At 65.7% G+C, this 12314-nt stretch carries 8 protein-coding genes; 2 read left to right on the top strand and 6 right to left on the bottom strand.

Annotated elements, in window-relative coordinates; genetic code table 11:
- Positions 1-2: 2 nt before the first annotated feature.
- The 6 genes from OKA04_RS05275 to OKA04_RS05250 are packed head-to-tail and all read right to left on the bottom strand — an operon-like array spanning position 3 to position 9910.
- Entirely contained in the window at positions 3-647 is a 645-nt protein-coding gene (locus OKA04_RS05275; protein ID WP_264500089.1) for a DUF4159 domain-containing protein, read from the bottom strand.
- An 8-nt stretch (positions 648-655) separates the two neighbouring features.
- Positions 656-3538: a coiled-coil domain-containing protein gene (locus tag OKA04_RS05270; protein ID WP_264500088.1), complete on the bottom strand. Its 2883-nt coding sequence runs from the start codon at positions 3536-3538 to the stop codon at positions 656-658.
- Between the two features lie 19 nt (positions 3539-3557).
- Positions 3558-5714, bottom strand: coding sequence for a vWA domain-containing protein (locus OKA04_RS05265; protein WP_264500087.1), 2157 nt, complete (start codon positions 5712-5714; stop codon positions 3558-3560).
- 1 nt (position 5715) lies between these two features.
- Complete coding sequence (locus tag OKA04_RS05260; RefSeq protein WP_264500086.1) at positions 5716-7809, bottom strand: vWA domain-containing protein; 2094 nt, start codon at positions 7807-7809, stop codon at positions 5716-5718.
- A 12-nt stretch (positions 7810-7821) separates the two neighbouring features.
- Complete coding sequence (locus OKA04_RS05255; RefSeq protein ID WP_264500085.1) at positions 7822-8880, bottom strand: DUF58 domain-containing protein; 1059 nt, start codon at positions 8878-8880, stop codon at positions 7822-7824.
- A gap of 46 nt (positions 8881-8926) precedes the next feature.
- Entirely contained in the window at positions 8927-9910 is a 984-nt protein-coding gene (locus tag OKA04_RS05250) for an AAA family ATPase (RefSeq protein WP_264500084.1), read from the bottom strand.
- Positions 9911-10040: 130 nt separating this feature from the next.
- On the opposite strand from OKA04_RS05250, the gene OKA04_RS05245 reads away from it, so the two are divergent.
- Positions 10041-11375 (top strand): sulfatase family protein, encoded by a 1335-nt coding sequence (locus OKA04_RS05245; RefSeq protein WP_264500083.1) that lies wholly within the window; start codon positions 10041-10043, stop codon positions 11373-11375.
- A 112-nt stretch (positions 11376-11487) separates the two neighbouring features.
- Complete coding sequence (locus OKA04_RS05240; protein WP_264500082.1) at positions 11488-12312, top strand: hypothetical protein; 825 nt, start codon at positions 11488-11490, stop codon at positions 12310-12312.
- Positions 12313-12314 lie beyond the last annotated feature (2 nt).

Here is a 12314-nt window from a genome sequence, read left to right as displayed (position 1 = left end):
ACTCAGTGAAGGAGCGCGTAGGCCACGGCGTTCACATTGACCTGCTTGGCCTCCAGGATCTCGGCACCACCGCAGCAGCAGCAGCCCTTCGCGTTCGCGGCGTTGTTCAGGCCCTCGGGCGAATGCACCAGCGCGAGGCGACCATTGATGAAAATGCCCTTCAGCCGCGTGCTGCCGCCGCCTTTCACATTCAGCTTCGTGATCTTGTGGACGGTGGAGAAGATCTCGTGGTCCATTGGGATCTCCTTCAGCTCGTGGCCGGGTAGGGCGAGCGCAATCTCCTTGTGGAAGGCCTTGTCCCACGGCTCGCTGGAGCACCCGGGGCTGGAAAGGATGAAGCCACCGTTCTCCAGATAGCGTCGCAGGTTCGCGCGCTCGGAATCCTTCAGCTTGAAATCGCCCTCGCCGGTGAAGACGCAGAGCGGCGTGGTGAAGACCTCCTCGGTCGCCAGCGCGATGCGTGCGAATTTCGGGTCGATCTTCAGGCCGGTCTCGCTCGCCGTCTCGGTGAGGAAGGTCTCGGCGAAGCACACCGAGGTCTGGTTGTCGCCATAGACGAGATTCCCGCAGCGGATGGTCTCGGTATTCCAATCGACGGCGAGCACCGGCGAGGCGAAGAGTGCTGTTAGAAAAAGGAGTGCTTTCATGAGTGGTATCATTTCTCCGTGGTGAGCCGGCGGAAGTAGGCGTCGGCGATGTTTTCATACTCCATCAGAAGCGATGACGAACCGGGCGTGGTGGTGCGTCGCGAGGAAAGCTCGTCAGGCTTGCCGCTGTCGGCGGCATCGATGCGTGCGGTGGGCGCGCCGGACATCCCCGCGCCGCCCTGGTCGCCACGACCGGCCATGGCCTGCGACATGGGGCCGTCCATCAGAGACTCGCCGCCGATGACGTCCGTATCGCCGGGTGCGGAGCCGCTGGCCATCATTCCGGAGGCACCCTTGCCCGACCCGCCGCCCGGACCCGGGCGGAAATTCAGCGACTGCATCATCTGGCGGAAGGAATTGCCGGGATTCATCCCGCGCTCCAGCCGCAGCGCCTGATCCATGCCCTGCTGCACGCCCTCCAGACCGGGCTGCCCGTTCTCGGCGAAAAGTTTCTCCATCTCCTCGTGGAGCTGCTGCGCGCGCGGATGCGCTCCATCGGCGCGACCCTCCAGCATGTCCTGCGCGGCCTCCCGAGCCATGCCGGGCATGCCTGCCTGGCCGATGGCGTCGGCGAGTTGCTGCGCGCTCTCCGCCGCCTGCGGGAACTCCTCCTTCGCCGCCGCGGCGTCCTGCTCGAGCTTGCGCGCGAGGTCATCCAGCTTGCGTCCCAGCTCCCGCTGCTTCGCTCCCATCTCGCGCATAGCGAGGCGGTCGTCGGGCGTCAGCTCCTGCTTCTCCTCGTAGGCCTTCGATTGCTCCGCGAGCTCGCGCTGCTGTTCTTCAAGCTGCTTGAAGAGATTGAAGTCCTTCATCAGTTCGTGGAGCTGCGCGAGATCCTGCAGCGGCTCCTGCACGTTCTGCTCCGCCTCCTGGCGCTCGCCTTCCAGGCGTTCGCGCTGCTCCTGCGCAGCCTGCGCCATGGCGTCGAGCTGTTCCTTCGTCGGCGGCTCGGATGGCGGCGGGCCGGATTCCAGCGCCTTCCCGGTCTCTTCGCGGTTGCGCTTCGCCGACTCACGCAGCTTCCCCGCCTGCTCGCGCAACTGCTCCTGCAGTTCCTTTTCGAAATCGTAAACGGGATCCTCCCGGCCGAAGTCGGACATCTCTTCCGCCAGCGCTTCCAGTTCGTGGTTCAGGTCGTCCTGCTGCTGGAATGCCTTGGCCAGGCCCTCCTCCAGTTCCTTGTCGTCGGGGTCCTTCGCCTGTTTCTCCTGAAGCTCCTTCAAGGTCTTCTCGATCTCGCGCTGCGCCTCGACCTTCTCCTGCAAGCGGGCCAGCAGGTTCTCGTACTTCCCCGCGATCATTGCGACGTCGGCCCGCTGGCGGAGGTATTCATTGTACTGCTCCTCGGTAATCACGCCCATCCTGCGGCTGCCGGTACGCGTCATCTGCGGCTCGGGGCGTGTATCGACTGCCTCGGCGAAGACAGTGATCTCGCTGTCCGCATTCGCCCCCATGGCGGCGAGGTCGAGCTGATGCTCCACGCGGTGGCGGCGGACGTCGGGCTTGTCGAACTCCGCGACCACCGGCTCGCCGAATTTCCCGTCGATGCCCACATGCAGCCGCACCGAGCGCAGGCCGTAGTCATCGGTCGCATCGATCACCAGCGGCAGCCTCATCTTCTCCACGACGAAGGCATCGCGCTCCGGTGCGGTGACCGTGATGGAAGGAGGCTGATCCCGCGTGACCGTCAGCGTGGAAGTCGGGGTCTCCGTCGCTGCGTGACCGGCGATGTCCACGAGATGATAGGAAAGACGGCCCGATGCCGTGGCCGTCAGCGAGGCGGTGGCGCTGTCCGCCGCGCCCTCGGGTGCCGGGAGCAGCGGGAAGTCCGTGGACTGGTCCGGCGCGGTGAGCAGCGAAATCTTGCCCTCACCCAGAGGTCGATTCGAGCCAAGGCGGAAGGTGATCGCCGTGCCTTCCAGCGCTTGGAGAGCAGTAAAGCGGAAGGGCACCTCGCGCGCGGGCTGGCCGGTGTAAGCGGGCGGCGCGATGGTCACGACGGCGGGGCCGATCTGCGGCGTGAGGATGAGATCGATGCGGCGGCGTTGGCTGCGGCTGCTCTCGCCGCGGGTGTGCGCGGTGACCTCCAGCGGTTGGTGGATCTTCTCCAGCGGCGCGACGAAGATCCCCTCGCCCCGCGGGATCATGGCGACGGTGAATGGCTCTCCACCGCCCTCCGGCCGGGCTGTTAGAAAAAGCTCTTTCGGGATGTGGCCGCGCGTCTTCGCGATGACGAGCAGGGATTCCCCGTAGAGGACCGAGGTGCCGGCTTCCGGCTTCTCGATCTCGATGCGCGTGAACGACAACGGCGGATGATCGCCATGGGGATCGAGGAAGCGCAACCACTCGCGCCGGGCATCCGCCCCGCCGAAGAGCGTGACCAGCCCCAACAACACCGGCAGCACCATCGCGCGACCGAGATAACGGAAGCGCTGCGGATCGCGCGCGAGAACCGGGAAGCCCGAGGAATCCACGGAGCGCGCCGCCTGCTGCACCGCCTGGCCCGCCAGCTCGCGGGTGAGTTCCGAGCCCTGTGCCGAGCGTGCGTCGGCATCGAGCTGGAGCAAGTTCACCAGCTTCGACCCCAGCGAGGGATCGCGCGACTCGAGAAGACGTGCGACCCTGAGCAAAGGGGGCCTCGCGAAGAAGGCGATCACCGCCGCCGCGGCGAGCACCAGCACCAGCGCGACGGCCACGCCGAGGCTACCCGCCAGCCGCACGCCATCGGAGAAATGGAACAGGATGTCCGCCACCATCAGCAGCGGCACCGCGAGGGCGATCCACACCAGCGAGCGCATCACCAGCCGCAGCGCGCGATGCCGCGACTCGACGGCACCGGCCCGGCGGAGCATCTCGATCACCGGTGAGGAGGGAGGTGGTTCGTCTTTCATTGCATCACTTCATATCATATCAGATCAAACCCCAGCGGCGGCGAAGATACCAGTCCGTGGCGAGGAGGAAACTCACAAGGATGAAAACCCACGCGCGGTCCCACAGCGAGACGCGGCGGGTGAGCGGGGTCTGCTCGGCGGCCTCGCGCATCAGGTCGGACAGGAGTGGACCGAGCTCGGCGGGGTCGAGGAGCCGGCCGCCGCTGGCCTTCGAAAGTTCATCGAGATAGGAGCGGTCCATCGCGGTCTCCACCGACTCCAGGTCCTCGCGGAAGACAATGAAGCTCGCACCGAGCACTTTCCCATCCGGAGCCGTGACCTCGGCACGATAGCGGCCGGTCTCCCGCGGCGTGAACTCCGCGCGATGGAGCATGCCATTCTCCTCGGAGGTCATCACGAGATTCGTGACGGGCGCACCGTCCTTCGAAAACGAGATCGATGGCGGGGCGACCATCGCGTCGCGCCCGTGGATGCCGAAGCGCAGGCGGATTGTCTCACCGAGCGGCAGGTTCGCCGTGTCGGTGCGCAGCGAGTAGCCCTCGATCGGGGTCACGCCGCCATTCGCCAGCAGCCACAGCGAGAGCTGGTCCCAGAAGCGGTCGTAGGCATTGTTATCATACTCGGCCTGCGGATTGAAAACCCAGCGCCACAGGTTTCCCACGCCGAGCGAGATCGTCTGCCCGCTGCCATAGCGGCGATAGACCACCGCCGGGGCCTGGTCTTCCGATACGGAGAAGGTGGTCGCGAGCGTCTTCGGCTGGCCGGTGGCGGGGAAGGAAATGATCTCGGGAAACTGGTCCGCCGCGGCCACCTCGCGCAGCAGGCGGAAGGCCGGCACGGAGCCCGCCTGCGGCGTCACCTCCAGCCGCGCGCCGCGCGCATTCGAGGTGTCCCATTCGATCGGTGGCAGCTCGGCCCCCGGCAGTTCGCCCTCCGGCCATGCCTTGCCGCGGGCGAAGACCACGATGCCGCCGTGGTCCTTCACCCACGCATCGATCGCGGCGATGCCATCGGTGCCGATCACCTTTTGCACGTCGCGGCCTAGCACGACGAGATTGTAGGGAGCCAGGTCGTCGGCCTTCGCAGGCGGGACCAACTCGGCGGCAACGCGCTCGGGATTCGACCGGATGGGCCGCACCCGGTCGCCGGTGAAGGCGACAAGCGAGTCGATGTCGAACTTGTCATTCCTCGCGAAGGAACGCCGCAGGAAAGTGGTATCCCAGAATGGCGTGCCCTCTATTTCCAGGATGCGGATCTTCTCGGCGATCACATTGAGGTAGGTGGTCGCGGTGTTGTTGGAGAGCTCGCGCTCGTTCGTAACAGGCGAGAGCCGGAAGGTGTATTCGAATTGCCCGGACTCCTCGTGCGAGACGGTGAAGGAGACATTGTGATAGGACTGGGTGCCGGTCTCGAGGGTCTTGCGCTCGACGAGCTTGCCATCGAGCAGCAGGTCCATGTTCAGCGTCTCGTGCGGGCAGCCGGTGGCGCGGACGAAGACCTGAAGCTGCGTCTTCTGCCGGACGAACGTGTGCGGATGGTAGTTCGCGATGCGCACCGAGACATCGCGCCCGGACTCCGCCGTGCCATAGGGCAGCGTGAAGACGGGAATGCCGCGCGCCCGCGTGCGGCGTGCCGTGTCGCCCGGCGGGATGAGCTCGAAGTCATGGCCGTCCGACAGCAGCACCAGCGCGGATGGCGGCGGATGATTCGCATTCCGCAGGATGGTCGCGACGGCGGTGTCAATGCGCGTGGACTTGCCATCGGCGGGCTTGAACTGCAGCTCCTCGGCACTGATGGATGCCGCGTCCTCGCCGAGCGTGAAGAAGCGGTAGCGCCCGCTTTCATCGTCAAGGACACCCGCCCCGGCGAGATCGTCGCGCGCGGCATCGATGCGGCTCTTCCCGTCTGCATGCGCCTCCGCCATGCTGGCCGAAGTATCGATGGCGAAGAGGACCGACTTCTCCCGGACCGGCACGGGCACCGGCTCCTCGCGGTATGGCTGTAGCAGGATGGCGAGCATCACCAGCAGCGCCGCGACCCTCAGCACGAGGAGGAAGACGTTTCTAACAGAACCGAGCCGCTTGCCCGAGCGGAAGTAGAAGACCACCGTGGGCCCCAGCACCACGAGGGCGGCGAGCAGGATCCATGGAAGGGGGATGACGGGATCGAAAAGCACCTCAGGCGGTTCGCGGTTTGAGAGTCTTGAAAAGCATCGCCTCGACCAGCAGCAGGCCGAGCGCGCCGAGCAGGAACCAGTGGAAGACCGGTCGGCCGCGCAGGAGCACGCCGTAGTCCGCGGTTTCCCCGACGTAGGCCGCGCCGGAATTGCTGCCACCGGCACGGTCCGGCAGCACCGCGGGGTCGATCGAGCGCAGGTCGGACTCGCGGGGATCGGGATTCACGGCGAAGGCAAGCAGGTCGCGGCCATCGCCACCGGGCAGGCGGTAGAAGCCGGGGGCTGGCGCGGTGAAGGTGACGCGCAGGCGCTCGCCCGCAGGATCGCGACGTACGATGGTCTTCGTACTTGGCGGAGCGATGAGATCGCGCCCGGTCGCCTCCGCCGCCCAGGCTTCGCCGGAGATCGTGTCACCCGGGACGAAAGATTCCATCGCCGCATTCGTGGAGTCGCCCATGCGGAGCAGCATCTCGTGGATCCATGCGGGGAAGAGGCGCTGGCGGGCGAGATTGCTCGATGCCTCCGAGACGGAGAAATTGCAAACCAGCAGCGTGCCGAGGCCGATCTGGCTCTCGGTCAGTGCGGGCGTCCCGTCGGCATAGCTCAGCAGCGTGCGGCCCTTGCCGGTAGGCATGGCGTGGTAGAGATCGTAGAATTCCAGCAGCGCGAGATTTTGCCGCCGCTCGTTCTCGAAGAGCCGTAGGAAGCGCGAGCGGAAGTCCCCGCTGGCCACCTGCATCGCACCGCCCGGCAGATTCTCCGAGCCGAGCTTCTCGGTCAGGCGCAGCGGCAGCTCCTCGCCCAGCAGGCCGGAGAGCTTGTCGAGATTCGCCCGGTCGGACTCGCCATCGAGGAAGAGGATCATCCCGCCGCCACCGCGCAGGAATGTCGCCAGCGTGCCCGCCTGGTCATCGCCGAGCAAGGGAAGCCGCGAGCCAATCACCCGCGTGCTCGCCGAGAGCGCAGCGGGCGTCAAGGCACCGGGCTCCAGCGGTCTCGGACGATACACGCCCTTCTCCCCGCCATAGGGATCGACTGCCGTGCGGAGGAAGAGCGACGGCGCGGGCGAGCCACCCGCCGCATCGGGACCGGTGAGCAGCACCACCTCCTCGCGGTCTCGCACCTGCACGACGAGATGTCGCTTGTCATCGAGCGGCATGTCATCCGGCGGCAATGTTACCGTCAGTTTCTGGAGGCCGCCCGCAGGCACGGGCACGACGAGTGTGGCATCCGTCTCCGACCACGGGGAAAGCGTGACCTCTCGCTCGCGCAGATGGGCAGGATCGAAGCCCGCCTCGATCTTCCCGCTCCAAGGGTCCGGCGAATGATTCGCGACGCGGATGGAAAGCTCGATCTCTCCCCCGGCGATGACCGCGCCCTCCGCGATCCGGATGCCGCTCACCGCGCGATTCCCGCGCTGCTTCTCTCCTGCGGCAGACACGAAGAAAAGGCGCGCATCGGACGGCAGCGACGAGAAGGCAACATCCGCCCAATTGCCGCGCTGGAAGTCGGAGAAGTAATAGACATCGAGCTGGCCCTTCTGATCTCTCGCGAGTTCCGCCGCGAGTTGGTTCGCCGCATGGAAATCGGCGGTACCCACGGGAGGGGCCGAGTCCTCCAAAAAGGCCATCGCCGCATCGCGCAGCGTGGAGAACTCGACGAAGGCCGCGGCGGGAGAGGCATCGACGCGGATGACATTGAAGTGATCCGCAGGGTCCAGCGAATCCAGCAGGCGTCTCGCCTCGCCCTTCGCCCTCGACAACGCGGTGGTCCCGCCATCCGCATGGGTCATGCTGAGCGAGTGGTCCACCAGCAGCAGCACGCGGCGGCCCTCCTTCCCGTCGGCCGGAGCACGCGAGGCGATGACCGGCTTCAAGAACGCGCCCACCAGGGCAAGCAGCGCGAGGGTGCGCAGCAGCAGCATGATGAGATGCCGCCAGCGGAAGAGCCGCGAACGACCCGCCACGGTACGGCGGATGTCCTCGATGGACGAGAAGAGGAAGGTCTTCGGAAAGCGCCGGCTGAGCCAGTGGATGAGCAGCGGTATCCCCGCCAGCGGCAGCAGCCAGAGAAACGGGGAATTGAGGAAGGACATGGCGGCGTGGCTTCAGTTCTTGGAAGTGCGGAAGCCGAGATAGGCCTCGATGGCCTCGCGGTAAGGGCTCTCGGTGCAGAGCGAGGTGAATTCCACGCGATGCTTCGCACCGTCCTCCGCGAGTGTGTCGCAGCGCTCCTGCACGCGTGCGGCGTAGGCATCGCGGATCTCGGCGGGCTCCACCTCGATCGACTCGCCCGTCTCCATGTCCACGAAATGCGCGAGCGGCGCATCCGGCAGCATGCGCTCTTCCGGATCGAGGATCTGCATCAGCAGGATCTCAAAGCCGCGGTGAAGGAGCGGGCCGAGCGCATCGAAGATTTCCGCCGGATCGTGCCCGAGCAGGTCCGAAAGGATGATGAGCCGTCCGCGCCGCTTGAATAGCCGGTTGCACTCGCGCACCGCGCCGGGCAGGTCCGTCAGTCCGGTCGGCTCGTGCGCAGGCCTCACCAGCGAGCGCAGGGCCTTCAACAAATGACGCTGGCCGCCGCCTGCGGGCAAGTGGTCGATCACGCGGTCGGCGAAGAGGGTGAGCGAGGCCTTGTCGCCCTGCTTCATCATGAGGTAGGCGAGCGCCGCGGCGATGCGTGCCGCACGGCGGCCCTTGTTCTCCCGGCCCGTGCCGAGATAGCCCATCGAGCCGGATGCATCCACCAGCAGATGCACGTCCATGTCAGTCTCCTCACGGTAGCGGCGGATGACCAGCTTCCGCGTGCGCGCGTAGATGCGCCAATCGATCGCATGGATCGGCAGGCCGGGAAGGTAGGCCTGGTACTCCACGAATTCCCCGCCGCTGCCGAGGTCCGGCGACTTGTGCCTGCCGCTGAACTGGCTCTCGACGGTGGTCTTCGCGAAGACGATGAGATTCTTGAAGCGCTCCAGCTCCGACTGATCGAGCAGGCGCGAGGCAAGGTGCTCGCGGTTCCGCTCATCCGCGGCGTCCGCAGATTCGCGGGGCTTGGCTGACCCGGGGAAAGGTGGCGGCTTTGTTGGTGAAGATTCCTTCGCACCGGGGAAAGGCGGCGGTCCCGAGGACGCCATCCCCCGCGCTGCCGCGAATCGGGCAGCCATGGGTGATCGATCATCCGGGGGCTGGGGGACCGGCGGGGTCATGGCCTCAGTAGGTGGGCTCCTTGGTTTCGCCTATCAAGGTGCGGACGAGATCCCCGGCCTTCAGGCCTTCACCGGTAGCGCGGTAGTTCGGCACGATGCGGTGGCCGAGCACCATGGGGGCCGCCTTTCTCACATCGAATGCCTCGGGCGCGGCGCGGCCCTCCATGAGGGCAAATGCCTTCGCACCGAGAATGAGATACTGCGAGGCGCGCGGGCCCGCACCCCACTCGATGTAGGTGTCGGCGGTCTTCTTCCCGGTATTCGGCCGGGTGGAGGCGGTGAGGTCCACGGCGTAGGCGAGCACGTGGTCTGCCACGGGCATCGCGCGGACGAGCTTCTGGATCGCGATGATGTCGTGGCCGGAGATCACGGTCGTGAGGTCCGCGGTTTCGCCGATGGTCGTGCGCCGCACGATATCGATCTCCTCCGTGCGCGATGGATAACCGAGGTCGAGCGAGAACATGAAGCGGTCGAGCTGTGCCTCCGGCAACGGATAGGTGCCCTCGTGCTCGATGGGATTTTGCGTGGCGACGACGAGGAAGGGATTTGGCAAGGGCCGCACCTCCCCCGCGGTGGTCACGCGGCGCTCCTGCATCGCCTCCAGCAGTGCGGACTGGGTCTTCGGCGGCGTGCGGTTGATCTCGTCCGCCAGCAGGAGATTCGTGAAAACGGGGCCGGGCCGGAATTGGAACTCCATCTTGCCGTGGTGCTCGTGGATGACCTCGGAGCCGAGGATGTCCGACGGCATGAGGTCCGGCGTGAACTGGATGCGCTTGAAATCGACGCCGAGCACCCGGGCGATCGACTGCACCAGCAGTGTCTTCGCCAGGCCGGGCACTCCGATCAGCAGGCAGTGGCCATTCGCGAAAAGCGAGGCGACCAGGCCTCGGACGATGTCGTCCTGGCCGACGATGACCTTTGCCAGCTCGGCCATGATCGCCTTCGAGGCGCGGGCCACGTCATCAGTCTTACTTCCGGGGGAACTCATGGCATTTTAACAACTCCATTCACGCTGGGAGTCGTCTCTGTCAGTGGCAAGAATGAAACTTTTTGTCACCAAAAGTTCATTGGTCCTTCACCGAATGAAATCGACTTCCAACACGTAACTTCAATCAGAGATGATCCGTGGCTTCCTTTCCATTCTTGCGGCCGGTTTCGCATTGACCCTCGCGGCCGGTGCCAAGCCGCTGAACATCGTGCTGCTCTATGCCGACGACTGGCGGCACGACACGCTGGGCTGCGCTGGTCACCCGGTGGTGCAGACGCCGCGGCTGGATGCGCTGGCGGGAGAAGGCGTGCGCTTCACGCGTGCCTGCGTGACCACGTCGATCTGCGGGGTGAGCCGCTCGACCATGCTGACCGGGCAGTGGATGTCCCGCCACGGGAACCGCGGCTTCGATGCCTTCCGAACACCATGGGAGGAAACGTGGCCCGGCATCCTGCGCGAGGCGGGCTGGTGGTCCGGGCATGTGGGGAAGTGGCACTCGGGGAAATTCCAGGCGGGCCGCTTCGACTTCGCGCGCAACTACGGCGGGAAGCATTTCATCAAGCAAGAGGATGGCAGCGAGATCCACATCACGCGCAAGAACGAGGCCGATGCGCTCGACTTCCTGCGCTCGCGCCCGGAGGACCAGCCGTTCTTCCTGACGGTGAATTTCTTCGCCGCCCATGCCGAGGACGATCACCCGGACCAGTACCTCCCCCAGCCGGAAAGCGCCGCCCTTTACAAGGACGCGCACGTGCCGGAAGTCCCGGACACCTTTGCCAAGCTGCCGCCCGCAGTCTCCAGCGCGAAGAACGAGGGCCGCCGCCGATGGGGCCTGCGCTTTGACACCGCTGAGAAATACCAGACCTCGATGAAGAACTACTTCCGCCTGGTGACCGAGGTGGATACCGCCTGCGGCCGGGTGCTGGACGAGCTGCAGGCACAGGGTCTGTTAGAAGATACGCTGGTCATCTTCACGACGGACAATGGCTACTTCCACGGCGAGCACGGGCTGGCCGACAAGTGGTATCCCTACGAGGAGTCGATCCGCGTCCCGCTCATCGTGCGTGATCCGCGGCTTGCGAAAGATAAGCGTGGAGCGACGAACGATGACATCGTCCTGAATGCCGACCTCGCGCCCACCATTCTCGCCGCCACGGGGAAAGCCGCCCCTCCGACGATGCAGGGCCGCGACTTCGCGCCGCTCTATCTTTCTCCGGTGAAGCCCGCGTGGCGCGAGGACTTCTACTACGAGCACGCGGTGATCCGCGACAAGGACTTCATCCCCGCCTCGGAGGCACTGGTGACGCGGGAATGGAAATACATCCTGTGGCCGGACAGCGGATTCGAAGAACTCTTCGACCTGAAGAACGACCCGCGCGAACAGGCGAATCTCGCGGCGACCGAGAAGGACCGGCTGGAAATGATGCGGAAGCGATTCGCCGAGTCGAAGGACTCGGTTCGTTGAATGAATCACAATCGCGCGCAATCCCGCGACTCCGAAGATAGCGCCCGAATGTAGTCGCCCCCCGCTCGATTCGCCTCCTAGCCTCGCGGGCAAAGAAGAAACCCACGTGACCATGGACCCCTCGACGCTCTTCTCGGTGGCACCCACTTTCCCGATGGACGATGTCCGCATCCGGGAACGCAGCCGCGAGCTCATGCTGCGGTCACCGATAACCTGGACGCCGCTGATCCTGGCGGGCGCGGCGGGCATTGCGCTCGATGCGGGACTGGCCGGATTCGTGATTCTCTTCGGCGCGACCGCAGCCCTGGTCAGCCGCTACTGGAAGAAGCGCCGTCCGGCGATCGATGCGACGAGCCTCCGCGAACTGATCGGCGAGAGCAATGCCGCGCAGGACGATGAGCTCAAGCGCATCATCAACAACCTCTCGGCAAAGGGTCTCCATCAGTACGCGCTGTGCCTCGGACGTTTCCTCTTCCTGAAGCAGAAGATCGAGAAGGACGTCCATCGCGGCAAACATCTCGCCGTCTTCGCCCAGGAAGTTGAGAAAGGCGTGGACGGCATCTGCGCGGAAGTCTGCCGCGAGATCACCGACATCCGGAAGCGCGAGGAAAGGCTCGGCGACGTGCTAACCTCCCGCGACCCCGCCCTGCTGGAAAGACTGGAGAGCGCGCGACGCGAGTCGCACGCGGCGATCCTGCACGCCTACACCTCCCTCTATCAGGTCCACGCCGAGATCGTTGGACTCGGGACAGAGTCACTCGATCACAAGCCGAAGCAGACAGCCGCGGAGCAACCCGGCCAGCGCCTGCATGAGATCCTCGGAGGCCTGCGCGACGAGGCCGACATGATCGCCCGCACCCACGCGCGCATCCGCCGTTCCATGGACGAACTGCCGGAGCCGGTCGAGGCACCGGGCCCCGTGGCGATCACCCAATAACC

Origin of the sequence: Luteolibacter flavescens, from assembly GCF_025950085.1 — a bacterium.
Classification (GTDB): Bacteria; Verrucomicrobiota; Verrucomicrobiia; order Verrucomicrobiales; family Akkermansiaceae; genus Haloferula; species Haloferula flavescens.
The sequence above is the reverse complement of the archived record's forward strand: the minus strand, read 5'-3'. Positions and strand labels throughout refer to the sequence as shown.